Origin of the sequence: Geobacter sp. 60473 (assembly GCF_036323535.1) — a bacterium.
In the GTDB taxonomy this organism is placed as follows: domain Bacteria; phylum Desulfobacterota; class Desulfuromonadia; order Geobacterales; family Geobacteraceae; genus Geobacter; species Geobacter sulfurreducens.
The window spans coordinates 3,551,497-3,573,530 of the sequence record NZ_AP028967.1; the positions used below are offsets into that span (position 1 = coordinate 3,551,497).

At 56.2% G+C, this 22,034-nt stretch carries 22 protein-coding genes; 13 read left to right on the forward strand and 9 right to left on the reverse strand.

Translation table 11 applies throughout. From position 1 onward, the window contains the following. Nucleotides 1-5: 5 nt before the first annotated feature. The 4 genes from gspF to gspC form a co-directional block, all read right to left on the reverse strand. A complete protein-coding gene (gspF, locus tag AABA48_RS16200; protein ID WP_286351308.1) occupies nucleotides 6-1,217 on the reverse strand; it encodes a type II secretion system inner membrane protein GspF in 1,212 nt (403 codons plus the stop codon). Beyond that, the gene (gene gspE, locus AABA48_RS16205) at nucleotides 1,198-2,742 is read right to left on the reverse strand and encodes a type II secretion system ATPase GspE (RefSeq protein WP_010940996.1); all 1,545 of its coding nucleotides are present in this window, start codon (nucleotides 2,740-2,742) and stop codon (nucleotides 1,198-1,200) included. The genes gspF and gspE overlap by 20 nt, the downstream gene beginning before the upstream one ends. A 14-nt stretch (nucleotides 2,743-2,756) precedes the next feature. Further along, nucleotides 2,757-4,655, reverse strand: a complete 1,899-nt coding sequence (gspD, locus tag AABA48_RS16210) for a type II secretion system secretin GspD (protein ID WP_286351310.1) — start codon at nucleotides 4,653-4,655, stop codon at nucleotides 2,757-2,759. A 109-nt stretch (nucleotides 4,656-4,764) separates the two neighbouring features. Then, nucleotides 4,765-5,640, reverse strand: coding sequence for a type II secretion system protein GspC (gene gspC / locus AABA48_RS16215; RefSeq protein WP_286351311.1), 876 nt, complete (start codon nucleotides 5,638-5,640; stop codon nucleotides 4,765-4,767). Between the two features lie 168 nt (nucleotides 5,641-5,808). Here gspC and AABA48_RS16220 point away from each other — a divergent pair, with 168 nt between their 5' ends. Further along, on the forward strand, nucleotides 5,809-7,203 hold the full coding sequence (locus AABA48_RS16220) for a DegQ family serine endoprotease (protein WP_286351312.1): 1,395 nt from the start codon (nucleotides 5,809-5,811) through the stop codon (nucleotides 7,201-7,203). A 78-nt stretch (nucleotides 7,204-7,281) separates the two neighbouring features. Beyond that, nucleotides 7,282-8,772: a leucyl aminopeptidase gene (locus AABA48_RS16225; protein WP_286351313.1), complete on the forward strand. Its 1,491-nt coding sequence runs from the start codon at nucleotides 7,282-7,284 to the stop codon at nucleotides 8,770-8,772. 78 nt (nucleotides 8,773-8,850) lie between these two features. Here AABA48_RS16225 and atpE read toward each other — a convergent pair whose 3' ends face one another. From atpE to hemL, 5 genes are all read right to left on the reverse strand, one after another. After that, on the reverse strand, nucleotides 8,851-9,126 hold the full coding sequence (atpE, locus tag AABA48_RS16230) for an ATP synthase F0 subunit C (protein WP_010941001.1): 276 nt from the start codon (nucleotides 9,124-9,126) through the stop codon (nucleotides 8,851-8,853). 59 nt (nucleotides 9,127-9,185) lie between these two features. Then, the gene (gene atpB / locus AABA48_RS16235; protein WP_286351314.1) at nucleotides 9,186-9,875 is read right to left on the reverse strand and encodes a F0F1 ATP synthase subunit A; all 690 of its coding nucleotides are present in this window, start codon (nucleotides 9,873-9,875) and stop codon (nucleotides 9,186-9,188) included. Nucleotides 9,876-9,879: 4 nt separating this feature from the next. Further along, on the reverse strand, nucleotides 9,880-10,266 hold the full coding sequence (locus AABA48_RS16240) for an ATP synthase subunit I (protein WP_286351315.1): 387 nt from the start codon (nucleotides 10,264-10,266) through the stop codon (nucleotides 9,880-9,882). Then, nucleotides 10,238-10,483 carry an AtpZ/AtpI family protein gene (locus tag AABA48_RS16245; RefSeq protein ID WP_010941004.1) on the reverse strand — a complete coding sequence of 82 codons (246 nt, stop codon included), beginning with the start codon at nucleotides 10,481-10,483 and terminating at the stop codon, nucleotides 10,238-10,240. Before AABA48_RS16245 ends, AABA48_RS16240 begins: the two co-directional genes overlap by 29 nt. A gap of 95 nt (nucleotides 10,484-10,578) precedes the next feature. Continuing rightward, a complete protein-coding gene (gene hemL, locus AABA48_RS16250; protein ID WP_286351316.1) occupies nucleotides 10,579-11,862 on the reverse strand; it encodes a glutamate-1-semialdehyde 2,1-aminomutase in 1,284 nt (427 codons plus the stop codon). Nucleotides 11,863-12,173: 311 nt separating this feature from the next. Here hemL and AABA48_RS16255 point away from each other — a divergent pair, with 311 nt between their 5' ends. From AABA48_RS16255 to nuoK, 11 genes are read left to right on the forward strand one after another with little or no spacing between them, the layout of a single operon-like run. Continuing rightward, nucleotides 12,174-12,530 (forward strand): NADH-quinone oxidoreductase subunit A, encoded by a 357-nt coding sequence (locus AABA48_RS16255; protein ID WP_286351317.1) that lies wholly within the window; start codon nucleotides 12,174-12,176, stop codon nucleotides 12,528-12,530. Continuing rightward, nucleotides 12,521-13,033 (forward strand): NADH-quinone oxidoreductase subunit B, encoded by a 513-nt coding sequence (locus AABA48_RS16260; protein ID WP_286351318.1) that lies wholly within the window; start codon nucleotides 12,521-12,523, stop codon nucleotides 13,031-13,033. Before AABA48_RS16255 ends, AABA48_RS16260 begins: the two co-directional genes overlap by 10 nt. Nucleotides 13,034-13,066: 33 nt before the next feature. Beyond that, nucleotides 13,067-13,555, forward strand: coding sequence for an NADH-quinone oxidoreductase subunit C (locus AABA48_RS16265; RefSeq protein ID WP_286351319.1), 489 nt, complete (start codon nucleotides 13,067-13,069; stop codon nucleotides 13,553-13,555). A gap of 52 nt (nucleotides 13,556-13,607) precedes the next feature. Then, a complete protein-coding gene (gene nuoD / locus AABA48_RS16270; RefSeq protein ID WP_286351320.1) occupies nucleotides 13,608-14,780 on the forward strand; it encodes an NADH dehydrogenase (quinone) subunit D in 1,173 nt (390 codons plus the stop codon). Nucleotides 14,781-14,807: 27 nt separating this feature from the next. Then, nucleotides 14,808-15,329 carry an NADH-quinone oxidoreductase subunit NuoE family protein gene (locus AABA48_RS16275; protein ID WP_010941010.1) on the forward strand — a complete coding sequence of 174 codons (522 nt, stop codon included), beginning with the start codon at nucleotides 14,808-14,810 and terminating at the stop codon, nucleotides 15,327-15,329. A gap of 35 nt (nucleotides 15,330-15,364) precedes the next feature. Next, entirely contained in the window at nucleotides 15,365-17,140 is a 1,776-nt protein-coding gene (nuoF, locus tag AABA48_RS16280; RefSeq protein ID WP_286351321.1) for an NADH-quinone oxidoreductase subunit NuoF, read from the forward strand. Between the two features lie 40 nt (nucleotides 17,141-17,180). Continuing rightward, a complete protein-coding gene (locus AABA48_RS16285) occupies nucleotides 17,181-19,661 on the forward strand; it encodes a molybdopterin-dependent oxidoreductase (protein WP_286351322.1) in 2,481 nt (826 codons plus the stop codon). Between the two features lie 51 nt (nucleotides 19,662-19,712). Beyond that, nucleotides 19,713-20,759: an NADH-quinone oxidoreductase subunit NuoH gene (nuoH, locus tag AABA48_RS16290; RefSeq protein WP_286351323.1), complete on the forward strand. Its 1,047-nt coding sequence runs from the start codon at nucleotides 19,713-19,715 to the stop codon at nucleotides 20,757-20,759. A 21-nt stretch (nucleotides 20,760-20,780) separates the two neighbouring features. Continuing rightward, nucleotides 20,781-21,179, forward strand: a complete 399-nt coding sequence (gene nuoI / locus AABA48_RS16295; RefSeq protein ID WP_286351324.1) for an NADH-quinone oxidoreductase subunit NuoI — start codon at nucleotides 20,781-20,783, stop codon at nucleotides 21,177-21,179. A gap of 10 nt (nucleotides 21,180-21,189) precedes the next feature. Next, nucleotides 21,190-21,693: an NADH-quinone oxidoreductase subunit J gene (locus tag AABA48_RS16300; RefSeq protein WP_286351325.1), complete on the forward strand. Its 504-nt coding sequence runs from the start codon at nucleotides 21,190-21,192 to the stop codon at nucleotides 21,691-21,693. A gap of 18 nt (nucleotides 21,694-21,711) precedes the next feature. Continuing rightward, nucleotides 21,712-22,014, forward strand: a complete 303-nt coding sequence (nuoK, locus tag AABA48_RS16305; RefSeq protein ID WP_010941016.1) for an NADH-quinone oxidoreductase subunit NuoK — start codon at nucleotides 21,712-21,714, stop codon at nucleotides 22,012-22,014. The last annotated feature ends 20 nt before the right edge of the window (nucleotides 22,015-22,034 follow it).

Below are 22,034 nucleotides of genomic sequence, written 5' to 3' on the forward strand. Positions count from 1 at the left end.
AAAAATCAGCGAATGAGTTGATTAAGTTCAAAGATGGGGAGCAGTACCGCGACCACCACGAGCCCTACGGCCAGCCCCATGGCCAGGACGAGGAGCGGCTCAAGAAGCGCCATGAGGCCGGATACGGACGACTCGAACTCCCGCTCGAAGGCGCTGCCGGCCTTGCCGAGCATCTCCTCAAGCTCTCCCCCCTTCTCGCCAACGGCGACCATGTGGACCAGGAGAGGCGGAAAGAGTCCCGTGGTACGCAGAGCCCCCGAAAGGGTGCCGCCTTCGGCCAATCCGGCTGTCACACCGGTGAGGGCGGCACGATAGTGGCGGTTGACCACAACCTGGGCCGTGATTTCGAGAGCCCGCATGACCGGTACACCGCTGGAAAGGAGGAGTCCCAGCACCTTGGCGAAGCGGGAGAGGATGAGTTGGCGCAGGAGACTTCCCACCACCGGAATCCGCAGAAGGAAGCGGTCGCGGCGGAGGCGGAAGGCATCGTCCTTCATGAGACGCCGGTAGAGCAGCACCACTCCGGCCACGGCGGCGATGCATGCCCACCAGAACGAGCGGAGAAAGGTGCTCGTCTTGATAAGGGCGATGGTGATGAGGGGGAGGGCTGCCCGATTGTCCTCAAAGATAGTGACGATCTTGGGAATGACAAAGGCCAAGAGGAAGAGCATTACCGCGCTTCCCACCAGGACCATGAGCGTCGGGTAGGCCAACGAGGCAGTGATTTTGCTCCGAATGGCCCGCTGTTCCTCGAGGAAGAGGGCGACTCGCTCCAAAACGGCGTCCAGGGCGCCGCTTGCCTCGCCTGCCGCCACCATTGCCACGTAGCTCTCGCTGAAAAGCCGCGGTTCGAGGGAGAGTGCCTTGGCCAGGTTGGCTCCCTCGGCCAGGCGTTCCCGAATCCGGCCGAGGGCCTTTTTGATCTCGCCGGGCTCCTCCTGCTCCCAGAGCGTGGTCACTGCCTCGTAGATCGGCACCTGGGAGCCCACCAACGTAGCAAGCCGGCGGGTCATGAGAGCCACCTGGGCGGGGCCTGCGCTTCTCCCTCCGAAACGTCGGGAGACGGTCCCCGCCGTCTCGGAGACTGGGCCAATGTCACGCGGATAGAGGCCGTCCCGCTTCAGGCGAAGCTTCGCCTCCTTCAGGCTCTCAGCCTCGATGGTGCCGGACGTCTCCCGCCCCCCGGCCGTATAGGCGCTATACCGGAAGGTCGGCATACTCCTCCTGCGTTACCCGCAGGACCTCCTCGATGGTTGTGATGCCCGCTGCGGCCTTGGCCAGGCCGTCGTCGCGCAGGGTCCGCATCCCCTTGCCGACAGCGTATTCCTTGATGGCTCCGGCCGGTTCCCGACGGATGATCATGGAGCAGATCTCCCCGTCCACGGGTAGGAGTTCGTAGATGCCGACCCGGCCCAGGGTCCCGAGGCCGAAACATGCATCGCATCCCCGCCCCCGGTAGAGGGTTGAGGGGAGGGTGATGCCGGCGTAGTCCCGTTCCGGCGTGTAGGATTCGCGGCAGTGGGGGCAGATGCGGCGCACGAGCCGCTGGGCCAGAACAGCGGACAGGGACGATGCCACCATGAACGGTTCGATTCCCATGTCGACGAGTCGGGCGATGGCGGTGGCACTGTCGTTGGTGTGAAGGGTAGAGAGGACCAGGTGCCCCGTGAGCGACGCCTGCATGGCGATTTCCGCCGTCTCGGCGTCGCGGATCTCTCCCACCATTACGATGTCCGGGTCCTGGCGGAGAATGGCGCGCAGGCCCTGGGCAAAGGTCAGCTCGATCTTGGGATTGACCTGAATCTGGCCGATCCCCTTGACTTGATATTCGATGGGGTCTTCGATGGTGATGATGTTCTTTTCCGGCGAGTTGAGCCGGTTGAGTGCCGCGTAGAGGGTGGTGGACTTGCCGCTTCCCGTTGGCCCGGTGACGAGGATGATGCCGCTGGTCCGGCCGAGGAGGCGCTCCATGGAGCGGACGCCTCCTTCGGACAGCCCGATGTTTTCGAGAGAAATGAGCCCCTTCTGCTTGTCGAGGAGACGGAGCACCACGCGTTCGCCGAAGAAGGTAGGGATGATGGAGACACGGATGTCCACATCCCGTCCCGCTACGATTACCCTGATGCGGCCATCCTGGGGAAGGCGCTTTTCGGCGATGTTCAACCCGGCCATGATCTTCACGCGGGAGACCAGAGCTTCCTGCACCACCTTGGGAGGGGCGAGCTTGCGGTAGAGGATGCCGTCGATCCTGAAACGAACCTCCAGTTCCCGCTCGTAGGGTTCGATGTGGATGTCGCTGGCCCGCTCCTTCACCGCCTCCGAGAGGATCGAGTTCAGAAGCCGGATGACCGGCGCTTCGTCGGTCAGGTCCAGAAGATCCTTGGGCTCGGCCAGCTCAGTGGCGATGACCGAAAGGTCTTCCCCTTCAAGCTCTTCCACGACCTCCTGGGCCGAGCTGCCGAGCCGGGCGTAGAGATGGTTCACCGCGCCGAGCACCGTATCCGGCGTTGCCGCGGCCAGTTCCACCTCCATCCCGTAGACTCCCCGCACCTCATCGATGGCCGACAGATCCGCGGGATTGCCTGAAACAACCAGGAGCCGCCCATCCCGTTCCCGCAGGGGAAGGACGAGCCTGCCCCGGGCAAAAGCCAGGGGCAGCCGCGCGAGCAGTGCCGCATCAGCCTCATTGTCCCCGATCTCGGCCAGGAAGGGGATGCCGAGCCGCCGGGCGATCTGTTCCATGCCGTGTGCGTCCGTCATTTGCTCAGTTGGAGGTCGCGCTTGAGGTCAAAGGGAGCGTCGAGACTGAGCGCTTCGCCGAACTTGTCGCGCTGCTGGCCGGAGACATCGTTCATCTCCTCAGCTCCCCGAATGATGCGCGGCGTAAGGACGATCATCAGGTTGGTCTTCTCCCTGCGCGTCGATTTGGTCTTGAACAGCCATCCCAGAAGCGGGATGTCGCCCAGCAGCGGGATCTTGTTGATGGTTTCGGTGTCCCGGTCCTGGATCAACCCGCCGATCACCACCGTGTCCTTGTCCTTGACCACGACAGCGGTCTTGGCCGAGCGCTTGGTGGTGACGAGGTCATTCGCCTGTCCCTTGTTTTCCTTTACCGCAGAAATTTCCTGGTAGATGTCGAGCTTCACGTACTCCCCTTCGCTGATCTGGGGAGTGATCCTGAGCGTGATGCCGGTATCCTTGCGCTCGATGGATTGCTGGGATATTCCGCCGGTCGTCAGATTGGTCTGGGAGAGGAATGGAACGTTCTCACCCACGAAGATTTCCGCTTCCTTGTTGTCCGAGGTCAGGATGTTCGGGGTGGAGAGTACATTAATGGCGCCGTCGGAGACGAGGGCCTTGACCTGGGCCGACACACTGACGTTTTTCCCAAGTTCTTCAAGTGCTTTTACCAGGAGAAATTGCGGCCCGCTGGTGGCGCTCAGGAAATTGAACGGGTCCAGGACGGCGCCGCCGGACGCGTCGCCCTGCGTGCCCACGGCCAGCGCGCCGATCTGAACGCCCACATCCTTGAGCTTGTCGAGGGAGACTTCGGCGATGAGGGCTTGGACGAACACCTGGCGCCGCCGTTTGTCGAGCTTCTGGATCACCTGGAGGATGTTCTGGTAATCGACCGGCGAGGCCATGATCACCAGGGAGTTGGTAGCCTTGTCCGGCGTGACCGAGATCTTTCCACCCTCGAAGGGGGATTGAACGGGCGCCGCTGCAGGCATCCCGGGCTGCCCGGGGGTGGTGGGCGTGCCCTTGATGAGGCCGTCGATCACCTTTGCCACGTCGGTGGCATCGGCGTTCTCCAGATAGTAGACATTGATCTTGCTGCTGGTGGTCGGCGGGACCACGTCCACCATGGCAATCAGTTTCTTGATGTCGTCCTTGTCCGGATCGCTGCCGAAAATGACCAGCGCATTGAGCCGGGTGTCGGGGACGATGAGGACCCCTGCGCTTGATGTTGCGGTAGCCTGTCCCGCCTGGCCGGCCGGCCGGCTTGTCTTGCCGCCGAGCCATTCGCGGATCACGCCGGAAACGCTGTCTGCCGAGGCATTTTTGAGGAAGATGATCTCGGCGCCCTCCCGCTTCTGGGGAGAATCCACCAGGGTGAGAATGCCGGTGAGTTTCTGGATGTTCAGGGCAGAATCAACCACCATCAGCATGTTGCTGGCGCCAAATGCCGCGATGTAGCCGTCCTTGGAGACAATGGGCTGGAGAAAGGCCACCGCTTCCTGGGCGGAGATACGCTCCAGGGGGATTACCCGGGCCACATAGGCATCGCTCACGGGGAGGCGGTCCTTGTCGGTCAGAAGCTTCATACCCGACTGCTTGGCTGCCGCCGTAGGAACCACCTTGTAGACCTTGCCGGCCTGGACAAGGGTGAACCCCTTCAGTTCCAGAACCGATGTGAACAGGCTGAACGCCTCATCCGGCGTCAGCTTGGAGGGGGAGTAGATGGAAATCTTTCCCTTCACCCGCTCGTCCAGGACGAAATTCTTGCCGGTCAGGTCGCTGATGAACTTCACCATCGTGGCGATGTCCACGTCGTTGAAATTGAGAACCACCCCTTTGGCACTCGCCGGCAGCGGTGCAAGAAGGGCGCAGGCCAGGACGGCAGCGGTCAGCAGATTCAGGAAGCGTTTCTTCACGGAAATCCTCCGCACGTTATCCACAATGACAAGCATCTACCGTGCGCTTACCACAGCCCCCAAAAAAGGAACTTTGCCGCGCAGCGCAAAGCGAACGCCGTCATTGTGCTTATCGTATATCGTAGCTAAACGTAGTCGGCTGGCCGTCCCTGACCAGATCGAGCTTGATGCGGTTCTGCCCCTTGAGCGATGCCAGCGATTGGATGGCACGCTCAGGGGAGTCCACGGGGAGATCATTTATGCGGAGCAGAATGTCACCGTTCCGCATGCCGATCATTGAAAACACACCCGCAGGCTTGACCTCTGAAATCCGGAAGCCCTCGACTTTGCCCTCTTTTACGCTCGGCAAGAGGCGTGCATCGGTCATTACCTGGCCAAGATTTTCGAGGGCGGCGTTGAGGGCGCGCTGGTCAATAACGTAGCTTCCCGCCCCCACCTGAACCGCACCGGTTTGTGGTGCGACAGCCGGCGGAGGAGGGGCGGATGTCGACTCGATTCCCATGGCCAGGGGGGTTGTGAGGCGAATTTTTCGTCCGTTGGCGAGGATTTCCACGCTCTCTTTCTGAACTCCCACGAGGGGGCCAATGCCGAACACGGTGTCACCCAGACGAAAAACCCGTTCTTCAGGCGGCGTTGCCCGGCGGATGAGGGCGAATGTCTCCCGGAACGAACCGCGGGCCGTTCCCAGCAGGGTTAAATCTCCATGGGTCGGCGCAGGCTGCTGGGCTCCCGCCGCCCCCTGAACCGGTGCGGAGAGGGGCGTCAGTTTTCCCTGTGTCGCCCGACCGAACAGTCCCTGGTCCAGAATGGAGGCAAAACTCAGAATGTCGTCGGAAACAGCTGCGGCGGGGGCTCCGGTCGCGCCCATTGCGGTATGCGGTGCTGTCCGGGCCAGGCGATAGGAGATCAATCCGGCGGCGATCCGCGCGGCCGCCAGTGAGTTCAGCGCGATCAAGAGTGCAGTGAGGAGATAAACCTTTTTCATCGGGCCATTTCACGTGATTTTGACTGCTGCAATACTAGCACATCCATGGGTCGAGGCAAGAAAAAACACCGCTGGTGCGGCATCTGCAAGGGGTTTAGCCGCCCGCTGGTTGACAAACACCCCCCTGGTTATTACATTTATCGGGTCAATTTTACTGAGGAGGTCCGTATGAAAGTGGTGTCCCTGCGGTTCCTTAAGTCCATGCTCGCCGTTATCTGCCTGATGGCGTTGTCGGCGGGAGAAGTCCCAGCCAAAGTCATGGCTCCCGATTTTGTCGCACTTGCCGAAAAGCTGAAGCCAACCGTCGTCAACATCAGCACATCCAAGAGTCCGGCCCAGGCAGCTCGCCCCCGTCGTCAACCCTCTCCCTTCAATGACCCGTTCCATGATTTCTTCGATCGTTTTTTTGACGAGGCACCTCGCCGTCAGCAACGGGAACGGAGTCTCGGTTCCGGGTTCATCATCAGTGATCAGGGCTTTATCATCACCAATAACCATGTGGTTGCAGGTGCCGACGAGATCAAGGTTCGACTCTCCGACGGCCGCGAGTTCAAAGCGGAATTGAAGGGCGCCGATGAAAAACTCGACCTGGCCCTCATCAAGATTGAGTCCAAAGATCAGCTCCCCGTGGCGATCCTCGGCAACAGCGATGAAATCAAGGTGGGCGAGTGGGTGATGGCGATCGGCAATCCGTTCGGCCTTGCCCAGACGGTTACCGCCGGAATCGTCAGCGCCACCGGCCGCGTCATCGGTAGCGGGCCCTATGACGATTTCATCCAGACCGATGCCTCCATTAACCCCGGTAACTCGGGAGGCCCCCTTTTCAGCGCCGAAGGAAAGGTCATCGGCATCAATACCGCCATCATCGCCGGCGGCCAGGGAATCGGGTTTGCCATCCCCATCAACATGGCCAAAGATGTCATTCCCCAACTCGAGGAAAAGGGAAAGGTCATCCGCGGCTGGCTGGGGGTGACGGTTCAGCCCATAACTCCCGATCTGGCCCGCTCGTTTGGCCTTGAGGGAGAGCGGGGCGCGCTTATCGCCGACGTGGTGAAGGATGGCCCCGCCGCCAAGGCCGGACTCAAGAGCGGGGATATCGTGCTTGAATTCGACGGCAAGAAAATCCGGGAAATGAACGAGCTCCCCCGTATCGTAGCCGCCACCCCGGTGGGGAAGGCCGCATTGGTCAAGGTGTTGCGTGATGGCAAGATGCAGGATGTCGAAGTATCTGTCGGCCGCTTGGCGGATACGGTCGATGAGTCAGATCAGAAGAATGGTGAAGACAAGCTCGGCATGGCAGTTCGGGAGCTGACACGCGATCTTGCCGCCCGGATGGGGCTTAAGGAGACTCAGGGGGTCGTTGTCACGGGTGTCAAGTCCGGCAGTCTGGCCGAGGAGGCGGGAATCCTGCCGGGCGATATCGTTCGGGAGATAGGAGGGCGTTCCATTACTACTATGGCGGATTATGAAGCAGCGATCCGAGCCGTGAAAAAGGGAGATGTCGTCCGCTTTCTCCTGCGCCGCGGCGGTGGCAACCACTTCCTGGCGATCCGGGTCGAATAGCCTGACTTCATACTTCAGAAGAAGGGGCATGTCTGCGGACATGCCCCTTCTTTATTGATTACAAGGAGATATTATTTTATGGTCATTTCAGTAGAGGCTGCCGATTATGCAGCGTTTCCCTGTGCGGCGCTGCTGGTTGGCTGCCGTGAAGACAACCCCTTGGGGGACCCCCTTCTGGCACGTATCGACCAGCTTCTCCAGGGCGCCATTGTGTCGCTTGTTCAAAGCCGCGAGATTACCGGAGAGCTGAATCGGATTACGATTCTTCATACGCTGGGGCGTCTTCCTGCTGAGCGCATTGTTCTCGTGGGGCTCGGCAACTCCGGTGCGCTGACTCCCGAGCGGTTGCGCCAGGTGGGAGGGAGCGCCGTAAAAGCCCTGAAAGGTGCCGGCGTCACCCGTGCTGCCTCTGTCGTGCATCGGGCGGCTGGTGTCCCTCCTACGTCGTTAGCGGATATTGCCCAAGGATTGTCCCTTGGGGCCTATTCCTTCGATATCTACAAAACAAAGCCGGACACTACGGTTCCCGTGGCGGAACTAGTCAATCTCTTTGAGCCGGGGACGGATACGGCCGATGCCGAACGCCTGCTCGCAGCTGATGCAACTATCTGTGAGGCTGTCTCCTTTGCCCGCGATCTCGTTTCTCAGCCCGGCAACGTGGCTACCCCCCTCTTTCTGGCGGAAAAGGCCCTTGAGTTTTCGGCCCGCCTCGGCATTGCCTGCACGGTCCTCGACCGTGACGAGATGGAGCGTCAGGGCATGGGGGGAATCCTCTCGGTTGCCAAGGGATCGCATCAGCTTCCCCGTTTCATTGTTCTCGAATATCGAGGAGGAAGTGCGGATAAGCGCCCCACGGTCCTGGTAGGAAAGGGGATTACGTTCGACTCGGGTGGTATATCGCTCAAACCCCGCGAGGGCATGGAGCGGATGAAAGACGACATGGCAGGCGCAGCGGCCGTTATGGGGGCTGTGATGGCTGTGGCGGGGCTACGCCTGCCGGTGAACGTCATCGGGCTCGTCCCGGCAGCTGAAAACCTGCCCGGGGGAGGGGCGTACAAACCGGGCGACATCGTCCGGACCATGTCCGGTCAAACCGTGGAAATCGTCAATACTGATGCAGAGGGTAGAATGATACTCAGCGATGCCCTGTTCTATGCGCAGCGCTTCAAGCCTGCCGCGGTCATTGATCTGGCAACCCTGACGGGAGCCTGCCTTGTGGCGCTCGGGAGTGCCGCATCGGGGGTCATGGGGAATGACCCTGCCCTTGTCAAGTTGTTACGCAGGGCAGGAGAGGCGACGGGCGAACGTCTATGGGAGCTGCCGCTGTGGGACGAGTATGGCGAGATCATGAAAAGCGATGTGGCTGACCTGAAAAACGCGGGCGGTCCCCATGCAGGAACCATTACTGCTGCATGGTTCCTGCAGCGTTTCGTGGGCAAGAGCCGGTGGGCTCATGTTGATATTGCCGGCACTGCGTGGGAGGAAAAGGGGCGGCCGTACCAGCCGAAAGGTGCCACCGGTGTCGGGGTGCGGCTGCTGGTCGAGTATCTGAAGGCAACCGTACGGTAGCGAAGCGAGAGATAACGGATAAAAAAAGGGTGGAGCCGTCAGGCCCCACCCTTTTTTGTCTCGACAAAAAGACGGTTTTTACTTCACGACAGCCTTGGCAAGCTCGATGGCCACATCCTTGTAGGGGTTGGCGAAGAGGATGATGAGGCACACGACGAGAACGTAGATGGCGAGGGACTCGATCATGGCCAGACCGATCATCATGGTGGTGAGGATCTTGCCGGAAGCGCCGGGATTGCGGGAAACGCCCTCAACGGCGTTCTTGACCGCGAGACCTTGGCCGATACCGGTACCGAACGCACCGATTGCCATGCCGAAGCCGGCTGCCAGCATACACATCGTGAAAAATTCCATTGTTACTACCTCCCTTTGGTGTGTTGTATCCTAAACGGTATAGGATTCGTGTAAGCAGATTAGTGTGCTTCCTCAAGCGAACCTTGGATATAGATCATAGCGAGAAGCATGAAAACAAATGCCTGGATGAATGATACCAAGACGCCCATAAGCATCATCGGCAGGGGAACAAGGAAGGGGGCCAGGGCGAAAAAAATCATGAGAACCAGTTCGTGACCGTTCATGTTGCCGAAAAGACGGAGCGAGAGGGAAAGAGGGCGGCTCAGGTGTCCGATGATCTCAATGAAGAACATCAGGGGGGCCAGCCACCAGATCGGTCCCATGAAGTGTTGCAGATAGTGGAAACCATGCTTTTTGATGCCGACAATGTGTGTTGAAAGGAAGACAATTACAGCACACGCTGCCGTCGTGTTGAGGTTTGCGGTGGGGGGGAAGAAGCCGGGAATCAGGCCGATAAGGTTTGAAACGAGAACAAAGAGTGCCAGGGTAGCAATGAGCGGGAAATACGGTTTTCCCTTTTCGCCCATGGTCTCCTCTACCATGTTTTCGATACCGCCGATCACGACTTCCATGAAGTTCTGCATTCCGGTCGGCACGGCCTTGAGTGCTTTTGTGGCGATGAGGGACACGATAAGCAGGCAGGCAATAATGAGCCAAGTGTAGGCAATGGCGTCTGCACCCGCTTCAGAGATGTGAAGCGGCTCGAGGAGTTTCCTGAAGAACTGCAGGAATAGAAGCGGATGAACCATGGGGCTAATCTCCTTTGGTGACGAACATGTAAATCGCGAGAGCGGTTATGACAATTACGAGCAACGAGAGGCCGAGGATGAGACCCAGGACCTCAATACCCGCGTGGACCACCAGCAGGTACATGACGAGCGCCAGAATGGCGAAACGCAGCAGATAACGCAGTTGGGCGAAGCGTGCGGCCTGATGCGCATCAAGCCCCAGAGCACGCCTGATGATGCGAAGCAGCCAGTAGTAGTTTGCCAGTGCCAGGATACCGCCGGCAAGAATGCCACCGGCAAATTGAACAGATCCAAACAGATACCCGGCTGCCGTCATGATGGCCAGAAGCAGCCAGCTACCAACGACGACGGCTGTGAGGAGATTATTCTCGTGAATCCTTGTCGCCGTCATCTTTTTTAATTGCTCTTCCGGCAATGATGTAAATATTTCGAAACCCCGCAGCGATACCAAAGAACAGAAAAATAAAGAAAAACCACGGGTGAGTTCCCAGCCATTTGTCAAGCTGCCTGCCGATCAGCACCCCGATGATGATGGCCAACGCCACCGATATTCCCATGCTCGAAACGAGGCCGAGCGTTTGAATGAGTCTTCGTTTGTCGTCGTTCATCGGCGGTAGTGTGAAGCTGCCCGGGGGGACCGCAAACCAAAATCACTTACCACATCCCGGACTTGCCTGTCAATCATCAAAATGGTCGACAGGCGTTAGAGGGCGGCAAAGCATGAGCGGGCCGCAGCAATCGTCTTCTCGATTTCCGCCTCGGTGTGTGCGATCGAAACGAAAGCCGTTTCAAACTGCGAAGGGGCCAGGTAGATTCCCTTCTCGAGCATCATTCTGAAAAATGCGGCGAATGCCTTTGTGTCGCAGGTTGTGGCCGTGGGCCAGTCCCTGACCTCGTTGCTGGTGAAAAAGGTGCAGAACATGCTGCCGACACGGGTCGGGTAGATGGGGTACCCGGCGGATTTGGCCGCCTCGGTGATGCCTTCGGCAAGGCGGTGGCTCGTTTGCTCCAGTTGCTCATAGAAACCGTCCGCCTGAAGCAGTTTGAGGGTCTCGATGCCTGCTGTCATGGCGAGGGGGTTGCCCGACAGCGTGCCCGCCTGATAAACGCCTCCGGACGGGGAGAGAAGTTTCATGATGTCCTTTTTGCCGCCGAAGGCGCCGACGGGAAGACCGCCGCCGATGATCTTGCCGAGGGTGGTCATGTCGGGAGTTACGCCGTAAAGTTCCTGGGCTCCCCCATAGGCAACACGGAAGCCGGTCATTACCTCGTCGAAAATGAGGACAATTCCCTCGCTGTCGCAAATAGAGCGGAGTCCTTCGAGAAAACCCTCACCCGGCGGAACGGTTCCCATGTTGCCGGCAATAGGCTCGACAATGATGCACGCGATCTCGTTCTTGTTCTCATCAATAAGCTTCGAAACCGAATCGAGATCGTTGAACTGGGCGGTGAGCGTGTTTTTTGCCACGTCGACGGGAACTCCCGGTGAATCAGGCACGCCAAACGTGGCAGCCCCTGAGCCGGCCTTCACCAGGAGGGCGTCGGCATGGCCATGGTAGCAGCCTGAGAATTTTATGATTTTATCACGGCCGGTGTAGCCGCGGGCAAGCCGGATGGCACTCATGGTCGCCTCGGTTCCGGAGCTGACCATGCGAACCATCTCGATGGAGGGGACAGCATCAATGACCATTCGGGCAAGGGTGATTTCCAGTTCCGTGGGTGCGCCAAAGCTGCTGCCGCTTTCGACGGCCCGCTTTACGGCTTCGACAACCTGGGGGTGGCAGTGGCCGAGAATCATGGGGCCCCAGGAGCCAACATAATCGATATAGCTGTTGTTGTCGGCGTCGGTTATTGTACATCCAAACGCTTTTTTAATGAAAAGAGGGTCGGCGCCCACTGACTTGAAGGCGCGTACGGGACTGTTTACTCCGCCGGGAATGAACTCCTGGGCTTGCGTGAAAAGATCCTTCGAACGGGCTGTGAGCATTGGTGATTTCCTCTAGTGTGAAAATGTGATGAAAAATTAATAGGTTATTAGCATGTTTGGTGTGTTGGTGTCAAGGGGTAAAATGGCCGCTTTCAGAGGGGGGCAAAAGGGTGTCGATTCGCATGAATACTGAAAAGTCACCGGGTTAGATTAAAATTTTTTTTTCTTGACAAAGTTTTTTAAATGGCATACTTTCCACCACAATTGTATACAGTATACGCGATCGGATAAAGCGGCTTCATGGTCATGGCTGTAGCAAGAGTTCGGAGCGCAGTGGAAGACAACCCTAAAGAAGAGTGGAGGGATTGGAAATGCTGGGAGTGTACCTGCCAATCATTGTCCTGGTAGCGGTCGCGGTCATATTTGGTCTGGCTTCATTAACCTTCTCGTCGCTGATAGGGCAGAAGAAGCCAAGTGCGGTGAAGCTCGCCCCTTACGAGTGCGGTTGCGAGCCGGTCGGGTCTGCCCGGGAGCGTTTCTCTATAAAGTTTTATATCATTGCCATGCTGTTTATTCTCTTCGATATTGAAGCCGTGTTCATGTATCCTTGGTCGGTTCTTTTTAAGCGGCTCGGGGTGTTCGGTGTCGTTGAGATGGGTCTGTTTATCGTCATCCTCTTTGTCGGTTACATTTATGTCTGGAAAAAAGGAGCTCTGGAATGGGAGTAGATCAGCCGCTGGGAGATAACTTCATCACCACGTCCCTGGACAGTCTCGTGAACTGGGCGAGGAAGTCCTCCATCTGGCCCATGACCTTTGGTCTGGCCTGCTGCGCCATTGAGATGATGGCCACGGGGGCTTCCCATAATGACCTTGACCGGTTCGGTATCATCTTCCGGGCATCTCCCCGGCAGGCGGACTGTATTATTATTGCCGGAACCGTCACCAAGAAGATGCTGCCGGTAATCCAGACGGTCTACGAGCAGATGCCGGAACCCAAGTGGGTTGTCGCGATGGGGGCCTGCGCCTGTTCCGGTGGGGTGTTTGACACCTACAGTGTTGTTCAGGGGATTGACACTGCGTTGCCGGTGGATGTCTATATTCCTGGTTGTCCGCCGCGTCCCGAGGCCCTGCTGTACGGTCTGCTTAAACTGCAGGACAAGATTATGAAGGACAAGAACTCGTTTGGCTCGACCATAGGGCTTGGCGAGCGCCTTGAGTCCGCAGCGTGACCATCTCACTTTAAGTAAGGGGAACGAACGGTGATGGCTGAAAACAATCGTGCAGTTATAAAACTTAAGGAAAAATTTGCCGCGTCAATTCTTGATGTGAAGGAATTCCGTGGCGAGGTTACGATCACGGTGGCACGCGAGAAGGTCGTGGATATCTGTCGTTTCCTGAAAGAGTCGTTGCAGTACAACCTCTGCACCGACGTGACGGCCGTCGACTATCTTGGGAAGCAGGAGCCGCGCTTTATGATGGTGTACAACCTGTATTCCATTCCCAATAAGGATCGGCTCAGGCTCAAGGCTGGTGTGTCTGAGGACGACTGTTCGATCGATACGGTGTCATGTGTCTGGAGCTCAGCTAATTGGCTGGAGCGTGAAGTGTACGACCTTATGGGCGTGCAATTCAACAACCACCCTGACCTTCGTCGTATCCTGATGACCGACGACTGGGTCGGCCACCCGCTCCGCAAGGATTATCCCCTGCAGGGGCCTGATCGTGAGCCCTACAAGGGCCGGCTTTCCTGATTTATCGGCTTGCTGAGAGAAAATAACTCCACAGGGATACAGAGGCGCACAAATGGCTAGCACTGAGATTATGACAGTCAATATGGGACCGCAGCACCCGAGTACGCACGGCGTTCTGCGGATGGTCATCGAACTTGATGGAGAGGTTATCCAGAAGATAACCCCGCATATCGGATATCTGCATCGGGGAGTGGAGAAGCTCTCCGAGCATCGTACCTATCACCAGACCATACCTCTAACTGACCGTCTCGATTACTTGGCGCCGATGAGCAACAACCTCGGCTACGTGTTGGCGGTTGAAAAGCTTTTGGGCATTGAGATTCCTGAGCGCGCTCAGACGATTCGCGTCATCATGGCTGAGCTCACCCGCCTCAAGTCCCATTTGGTCTGGATTGCCTGTCACGCCCTTGATATCGGAGCGATGACTGTCTTCATCTACGCTTTCCGTGAGCGTGAGATGATCATGAGTCTTTATGAGAAGGTATCCGGCGCACGGATGACCAGCAACTACTTCAGGGTCGGTGGGCTTTCGTCCGATGTTTATGACGGGTTCGAAAAGGATGTGCGGGAAGTTATCGACACATTCCCCGGTCACTTCGATACCTACGAAGGCCTGCTTACCAAAAACACCATCTGGATCAACCGTACCGTGGGCAATGGTGTGATATCGGCTGAGGATGCCGTCGACTACGGGATAACCGGCCCTGCTCTGCGCGGATCAGGCGTTGATTGGGATTTGCGCCGTGACAACCCTTACAGTGGCTACGAGAAGTACTCGTTCAAGGTTCCTGTCGGTGAGAAGTGTGACACCTTTGACCGCTACAAGGTCAGGCTCATAGAAATGCGTGAAGCAGTCAATATCATCCGGCAAGCACTCGACTCGCTTAAGCCTGGGCCCGTGCTGGCTGACAATCCGCAGGTCACCTACCCGCCGAAGGAGAATGTTTACAACTCCATCGAAGGCCTCATTCATCACTTCAAGATTGCCAGCGAAGGTTTCCCTGTGCCGGAAGGTGAAGTGTACCAGGCGGTGGAAGCTCCCAAAGGAGAGCTTGGTTACTACATCGTCAGCGACGGTGGCCCCAAGCCGTACCGGATGAGAATAAGGCCCCCTTCATTTGTAAACCTGGGGGCTATCGAGAAGATGGCTAAGGGATCGATGATTGCCGACCTGGTTGCAGTCATCGGGACCTTGGATATCGTACTTGGTGAAATCGACCGGTAATGCCACTGCGATAAAGGAGAGGGAGTAATGAGCAACGCTCCGGCCGAAGCTACAACCACAGAGGAAGTGCCCGTTGAGGAAATAGACCTCGGGCCAGCCAACCATGTGATCGACAAGTACCTGACCCTGCCCGGCAACCTCATGCCGGTGCTGCAAGGCATTCAGGATGAGTATGGATACGTCCCCCGGCCAACCATTGATTTGGTTGCCGAGAGACTCAACGTGTATCCCAGTCAGATTTTCGGTGTACTTACGTTCTATGCTCAGTTCCACCTCAAGCCCCGCGGTCGCTTCATCATCCGGGTGTGCGTCGGAACGGCCTGTCACGTTCAGGGCGCTCCGCGAATCGTTGACACATTCTTTGAGAAGTTGGGGATCGGTCACGCTGAGACAACACCCGACCTCCGCTACACATTTGAAAAGGTTGCCTGTCTTGGTGCTTGTGGTATGGCCCCGCTGGCAATGGTTAACGATGACACGTTCGGCAAGATGACGGTGCAAAAGGTCGAAGAAATTATTGCCGAATACAATCAGAGACCGATGAAGTAACAGACCCAACCATTCACATCAGAGGATAGAGCGTTATGGGCGAAGCGATAAAGATTCTGATCTGTCAGGGGACCGGTGGCGTCTCAGCGGGTGCTAAAAAGGTTGAGGCGGAGTTCCTCCGTGTTATCGGTGAAAAGGGCGTCGATGCCACCGTCGGCAAACGATGCGACGTCATCAAGACCGGCTGTCGCGGCCTGTGTGCAAACGATGTTCTTGTGGACATTATAGATCCCGAGCTTGGGCGCGTAACGTACGATTTCGTCCTGCCCGAAGAAGTCGAAAAGATTGTGGACGAGCATATCGTCAACCGGACCCCCCTTGAGAAGCGCAAAGCAAAACCCTACTACAATACGTTCGTAGACCAGCAGCTGAGGGTTGTTATGACCGGGTGCGGTCAGATCGACCCGGAAAGTCTCGATGCGTATCTAGAAGAAGACGGCTTCAAGGCAATTGAGAAATGCGTTAAGGAAATGACTCCTGCTTCAGTTATCGACGAAGTCAAGAAGTCGGGACTTCGAGGCAGGGGGGGCGGTGGCTTCCCGACGGGCATGAAGTGGTCCTTTTGTGCTGCGACACCCGGCAAGCTGAAGTATGTCATCTGTAACGCGGACGAAGGTGACCCTGGTGCCTTTATGGACCGTTCGATTCTCGAGGGCGACCCTTACTGCATCATTGAAGGGATGATGATTGCTGCATACGCCATCGGCTGTACTGCTGGTTATGTGTATGTACGGGCGGAGTACCCACTTGCCATTGAGCGTCTGCAGAAGGCTCTCGATGTCTGCTACGAAAAGGGCTACCTCGGCAAGAACGTCATGGGCTGGGGGTTCGATTTCGACCTGCGGATCAAGAAAGGTGCAGGGGCCTTTGTGTGCGGAGAGGAAACCGCTCTCATGGCTTCAATCGAAGGCGAGCGGGGAATGCCTCGCCCCCGTCCACCGTTCCCCGCTGTCAAAGGCCTGTGGGGAAAGCCTACCAACATTAACAACGTCGAAACGTTCGCCAACGTGCGTCACATCATCCTAAAGGGTGCAGACTGGTACGCTTCTCTCGGTACTGATACCACAAAAGGGACCAAGATCTTCGCGGTCACCGGTAAAGTAAAGCACACAGGTCTTGTTGAAGTCCCGGCGGGTATGACCGTACGCGAAGTTATCTATAACGTCTGCGGGGGTATTGCCAACAACCGGAAGTTCAAGGCGGTTCAGGCGGGTGGGCCTTCAGGCGGATGTATTCCCTCAGAAGTTCTCGATACCCCGGTTGACTATGACTCGCTTATCAAAGCAGGCGCCATGATGGGGTCCGGTGGTCTCGTAGTCATGGACGAAACCACCTGTATGGTCGACGTAGCACGCTTCTTCCTCACCTTCACGCGGATGGAGTCATGCGGTAAATGCGTTCCGTGCCGTATTGGCCTAAAGGCGATGCTGGACATCCTCGAGCGAATTACTGAAGGGAGAGGTCAAGCTGGTGACATTGAGACACTGCTTGAGATGGGGAGCACCATCAAAAAGGCCTCACTCTGCGGTTTGGGCCAGACAGCACCCAACCCGATTCTCTCCACGATCAAGTATTTCCGGGAAGAGTATGAAGCTCATATCAATGACCGGCGTTGCCCGTCGAACTGCTGTAAAGAGCTTCTGTTGTGGCAAGTAGTCGAAGAAAAGTGCGTTAAGTGCGGAGCCTGTCTCAAGGCATGCCCAGTTGACGCAATTATCTGGGAGAAGGGGAAAATTGCAATCCTGGATAAAGAGAAATGCACTAAATGCAAATCCTGCTACGACGCCTGCCGGTTCATGGCCATCGAGTAGCGAGCTGTAAGTCATACATCCGAGGGAGACAGAGGTCGAGATGGTAACTCTTACAATCGATGACAAGCAGGTAACGGTACCGAAAGACGCTACCATATTTGATGCCGCCAAGCAGGCAGGAATCAGAATTCCCATACTCTGCCACGACAAGAAGCTGCACCCCTTCGGCGGGTGCCGCATGTGCCTGGTCGAAGTCGAGCAGATGAAGGGGCGCCAGATCCCGGCCTGCACAACGCCCGTGACTGAGGGCATGATAGTCCGGACCACGACCGACGAGATCGTCAAGGCTCGGAAAATGGTCCTTGAACTGCTCCTGCTCAAGCACCCCATCGACTGTCCTGTCTGTGATGCCGCCGGGGATTGTGATCTTCAGAATCTGACTTATGAATACGGCGTAGATACAAACCGCTTTTCGGACGAGAAGTTCAACTGGAAAATCGACTATGTGAATCCCCTCATTGAGCGTGACATGAACCGTTGCGTTCATTGTGGGAAATGCGCACGGATCTGTGACGAAATCGTGTCATTCGGGGCCTATTCCTTTATCAATCGCGGTATAGAAGCAAAGATCGGCACCGAATTCGATGGTCCGCTCAACTGCGAGTTCTGCGGTTCGTGTGTCTCGGTTTGTCCAGTTGGCGCGCTGATCAGTCGTCCGTTTAAGTTCAAGGCACGCTGGTGGTCACTGAATAAGGTGAAGACCGTTTGCTCCTACTGCGGGACTGGGTGCCAATTGACGCTTGGTGTCAAAGACAACAAGGTTCTGACCACCGTCTATGATGAAAACCAGGGATTTCATAATGGCCAGCTCTGCACTCGCGGCCGCTGGGGTTATCAGTTTGTTAACAGTTCCAAGCGCCTGACCACACCGCTTGTTAGAAAGGGCGATACGCTCCAGCCCGCAAGCTGGGATGAGGCGCTGGGCATGGTTGCCGACCGGCTCAAGACCTCTAAGGATGCCGCAGCCACGTTGGTCACCCCCCGTCTTACCAACGAAGAGCTTTACCTCCTGAAGCGAGTCGTTAAGGATGCTGTCGGGAGCGACAATATCGACCACTCCGGCGGCTACGCACATGAGGCTCTCACGGCTGGCGCGAGGGAAAGCCTTGGATTCCCCGGATCGCCGTCGGTCATCGCCGACATTCAGAAGAGCGAGCTTCTTCTGGTCATCAAGACGGATGCGTACGAAACGCACCCTGTCATCGGTTTTGAAGTAAACCTAGCAGTCAAGCGCCAAGGTGTAGCGCTCCGTATTCTTTCTGACAAGAAGGGCAAGCTTTCTCGGCTTCCCGGCGCTCAAACGTATGTCCACACACCTGGCGCAGAGCTGATGCTCGTTAACGCACTCGCCAAGACGATAGTTGATGAAGGGCTTTACGATGCCTCCAGCGTCGGAGCCGTCAAAGGGTTTGAAGCTTGGCTTAAGAGCATAGAGAACTGTACTCCTGAGCAAGCGGCTTCCCAGTGTGGTATTGCTGCAGACACAATCAAGGCAGTGGCGCGTGAGTACGCAGCAGCCGGTAAGGCTCTGATCATGCTTCCTCTCGGGATGGGGTACCCCGGGCATGAGAAGGCCCTTGCCCAAGCACTCATTAATCTCGCGCTTCTTACCGGCCGCGTGGGTAAGGAAGGCTGTGGTGTTCTGATCATGGGCGAGAAGAACAATAGCCAAGGCGCAGCGGATCTTGAAATACATCCGACCGCCAATGGACTGAATGCACAGGCAATCCTGGCCGGATGCTCAGCCGGCAGCATCAAAACGTTGTATGTGGTAGGAGAGAATCCGGTAGTTTCCTACCCCAACCGTAAGCAGGTTGAAGCAGCCCTTGACGCGGTAGAGTTCCTTGTCGTTCAGGATCTGTTCCTTACGGAAACCGCATCCAAAGCCGACGTTGTACTTCCCGCCTGCTCCTTCGCAGAAAAGGACGGTACGTTTACAAGTCTCGGTGGAGCTGTTCAGCGTGTCAATAAAGCAATTACACCTCTTGGTGATTGCCGGACTGATTTTGACATCCTTAACATGCTCCATGCAAAGCTGACCGGTCAGGCAGCCTATACCAGCCAAAAGGAAGCATTCGCTGATCTTGCCGCGGCCACACCCGGTTATGCGGGCCTGACTCTTGAAGGCCTAGGGGATGCTGGTGCCGTCAGAGTCAACAACTGCACGGCGTCCTTTGTCCCGGTTGTGGCCGGCACTGTAACAACTGAGGCAGGGAAGTTCGCACTCCTGACGGGGAGTGCCTTGAACCACTCCGGTACACTGTCACTTTATGGTGAAGGGCCGATGCTGGTCTGTCCGGAAGGGTATCTGGAGCTTAACAAGGACGACGCCTCTAAACTCTCTATAACTGAGGGTGATACGGTAACAGTGAAATCGGCTACAGGTGAACTCCGTCTCAAAGCCAAGGTAGGCACTCGTTTGCCGCAAGGGGTCACATTCGCACCGTACCATTTTGCAGATGCATCAATCAATTCACTGACGGGTGCAACGGCTATTACGTGGGTAACTATCAGTAAATAGCAGGTAATACCACCAGTTTCCTAACAAAAGACAGAAGAGGAAGAGGAACACATGGGATACGAACTGTTCGGACTGCCAATGATCTACTACGTCTCCATGGTAGCAAAGGTCCTTGTGGTATTCGTGTTCGTCCTGCTCACCGTTGCTTATGCAACCTATGCAGAGCGAAAAATCATCGGCCACATGCAGGCGCGGCTAGGACCAATGCGAACTGGCTGGCATGGGCTTCTTCAACCGATTGCTGACGGCCTGAAGCTCTTCTTCAAAGAAGAGATTGTCCCAAGTCAGTCGGACAAGTTTGCATTTTTGATTGCGCCGATCATTGCGTTGGTTCCGGCCTTTATTGGATTTGCCGTAATCCCCTTCGGCGAAACGATTGAAGTGGCTGGATACAAGGTCCCCCTGCAAATTGCCGGCTATTATGATACCGCCTCAGGGCAGGTAGTCGACATGAACGTCGGAGTACTTTATATCCTCGCACTAGCTTCCATCGGTGTCTATGGCATTGTTCTGGCGGGGTGGTCATCTAACAGCAAGTACTCACTCCTCGGCGGGCTGAGATCCTCGGCTCAGATGATTTCCTACGAACTAGCTGCCGGATTGGCGATTATATCGGTCTTCATGCTTTCCGAATCGCTCTCATTGCAGAAGATTGTAGCCGATCAAGCCAATGGCGCATGGTACTGTTTCAAGCAGCCGCTCGCTTTCATCCTCTTCTTCATCTGCTCACTTGCGGAAATCAACCGGACGCCGTTCGACCTGCCTGAGGCGGAAACGGAGCTGGTTTCAGGCTTCTGCACCGAATATTCAAGTATGAAGTACGCCATGTTCTTCATGGCAGAATATGCGAACATGGTGACCGTCTGCGCTGTGACCACTACCCTATTCCTCGGTGGGTGGCATGGTCCGGCCTTCCTTCCCGGGTGGGTCTGGTTCATCGCTAAGGTCTACTTCCTGATTTTTGTCTGCATGTGGATTCGGGCGACCTATCCGCGCTACCGGTATGATCAACTGATGCGTTTGGGTTGGAAGGTCTTCCTCCCACTTACCCTGGTGAACATTATCGTCACGGGTATAGTGGTGTCGCTCCAATCGTAACTCCACTACGAGGTAACAGCCATGATAATGCCGTTAATTAATGGACTCAAAATTACGTTAAAGCATATGTTCATGAAGCCGGTAACGCTCCAGTACCCTGATGAGCGGCCGACTCCATCCCCTAACTTCCGCGGCCTTCATGCCCTGAAGGTTTCGCACGATAAAGCAAAGTGCGTAGCGTGTTACCTTTGCCCGACGGTCTGTCCGGCGAAATGTATATCGGTTGATGCCGGTGAAGATGCAAATCATGACAAGTATGCAGAACGCTATGAGATCGACATGCTGAGGTGCATTTTCTGTGGGTACTGTGTCGAAGCCTGCCCTGTAGATGCACTGAAGATGACGGACCAGTTCGAACTAGCAAACTATAAGCGTGAAGACTTCGTCTTTGTCAAAGAGAGACTCTTAGAAAAGAAATAAAGGAGCAGCAATGGAAACGTTCTTCTTCACGATCGTGGCAGCGGTTGCTGTACTGGCCAGCATACTGGTCATCACCTGCAAGAACCCGATCAACAGCGCGCTCTCCCTTATCCTGACGTTCTTCTGTCTTGCCACCTTCTACGTGATGCTTGACGCTCCGTTCATGGCGGCCATTCAAGTGATCGTCTACGCTGGGGCCATTATGGTGCTTATCGTTTTCGTCATAATGCTTCTCAATGTGAAGACTGAGGTCGGGAGACGCTCTTCTCACACCGTACTTCTCGGCTCACTGGTCGGTATATTTACACTTGTCCAACTGTTCTATGTGCTCAATCGGAGCTCACTCACTGGCAACAAGGGTGAAATCAGTCCGGAAATGATACATCGGGTTGGACACACTGAAATTATTGGCAAAGCGCTCTATACAGATTTCCTGTTACCCTTTGAGGTGACATCCATACTTCTGCTTGTTGCCATAATTGGTGCCGTAATTCTGACCAAGAAAAAAATCTAACCGACAGGGGTGAAGCACATGGTTTCCTTGCACAGCTACCTGATAGTAAGCGCAATACTCTTTTCGATCGGCACCATAGGCGTTCTCGTCAGGCGCAACGCAATAGTTATCTTTATGTGTGTCGAGATGATGCTGAATGCTGTAAACCTGACATTCATCGCGCTCTCAAGGCATCTCGGCAATATCGATGGGCAAATTTTTGTCTTCTTCGTCATGACTGTGGCAGCGGCTGAAGCTGCTGTGGGTCTGGCGCTCATGATCGCGTTCTACAAAAACCGTGAGTCCATAGACGTAGAAGATGTCAAGCTCATGAAGCTGTAGCCGAGAGAGCAGATACAAGA

Excerpts from the sequence above, each read along its gene's own strand:
- AABA48_RS16275 (WP_010941010.1), top strand. The coding sequence starts at position 14,808 with ATGAGCAACGCTCCGGCCGAAGCTACAACCACAGAGGAAGTGCCCGTT.
- AABA48_RS16245 (WP_010941004.1), bottom strand. The coding sequence starts at position 10,483 with ATGAACGACGACAAACGAAGACTCATTCAAACGCTCGGCCTCGTTTCG.
- atpE (WP_010941001.1), bottom strand. The coding sequence starts at position 9,126 with ATGGAATTTTTCACGATGTGTATGCTGGCAGCCGGCTTCGGCATGGCA.
- AABA48_RS16265 (WP_286351319.1), top strand. The coding sequence starts at position 13,067 with ATGGCTGAAAACAATCGTGCAGTTATAAAACTTAAGGAAAAATTTGCC.
- AABA48_RS16255 (WP_286351317.1), top strand. The coding sequence starts at position 12,174 with ATGCTGGGAGTGTACCTGCCAATCATTGTCCTGGTAGCGGTCGCGGTC.
- nuoH (WP_286351323.1), top strand. The coding sequence starts at position 19,713 with ATGGGATACGAACTGTTCGGACTGCCAATGATCTACTACGTCTCCATG.
- nuoF (WP_286351321.1), top strand. The coding sequence starts at position 15,365 with ATGGGCGAAGCGATAAAGATTCTGATCTGTCAGGGGACCGGTGGCGTC.
- gspE (WP_010940996.1), bottom strand. The coding sequence starts at position 2,742 with ATGGAACAGATCGCCCGGCGGCTCGGCATCCCCTTCCTGGCCGAGATC.
- nuoD (WP_286351320.1), top strand. The coding sequence starts at position 13,608 with ATGGCTAGCACTGAGATTATGACAGTCAATATGGGACCGCAGCACCCG.
- AABA48_RS16240 (WP_286351315.1), bottom strand. The coding sequence starts at position 10,266 with ATGACGGCGACAAGGATTCACGAGAATAATCTCCTCACAGCCGTCGTC.
- gspC (WP_286351311.1), bottom strand. The coding sequence starts at position 5,640 with ATGAAAAAGGTTTATCTCCTCACTGCACTCTTGATCGCGCTGAACTCA.
- nuoI (WP_286351324.1), top strand. The coding sequence starts at position 20,781 with ATGATAATGCCGTTAATTAATGGACTCAAAATTACGTTAAAGCATATG.
- AABA48_RS16225 (WP_286351313.1), top strand. The coding sequence starts at position 7,282 with ATGGTCATTTCAGTAGAGGCTGCCGATTATGCAGCGTTTCCCTGTGCG.
- gspF (WP_286351308.1), bottom strand. The coding sequence starts at position 1,217 with ATGCCGACCTTCCGGTATAGCGCCTATACGGCCGGGGGGCGGGAGACG.
- AABA48_RS16260 (WP_286351318.1), top strand. The coding sequence starts at position 12,521 with ATGGGAGTAGATCAGCCGCTGGGAGATAACTTCATCACCACGTCCCTG.
- AABA48_RS16300 (WP_286351325.1), top strand. The coding sequence starts at position 21,190 with ATGGAAACGTTCTTCTTCACGATCGTGGCAGCGGTTGCTGTACTGGCC.
- atpB (WP_286351314.1), bottom strand. The coding sequence starts at position 9,875 with ATGGTTCATCCGCTTCTATTCCTGCAGTTCTTCAGGAAACTCCTCGAG.
- AABA48_RS16285 (WP_286351322.1), top strand. The coding sequence starts at position 17,181 with ATGGTAACTCTTACAATCGATGACAAGCAGGTAACGGTACCGAAAGAC.
- hemL (WP_286351316.1), bottom strand. The coding sequence starts at position 11,862 with ATGCTCACAGCCCGTTCGAAGGATCTTTTCACGCAAGCCCAGGAGTTC.
- nuoK (WP_010941016.1), top strand. The coding sequence starts at position 21,712 with ATGGTTTCCTTGCACAGCTACCTGATAGTAAGCGCAATACTCTTTTCG.
- AABA48_RS16220 (WP_286351312.1), top strand. The coding sequence starts at position 5,809 with ATGAAAGTGGTGTCCCTGCGGTTCCTTAAGTCCATGCTCGCCGTTATC.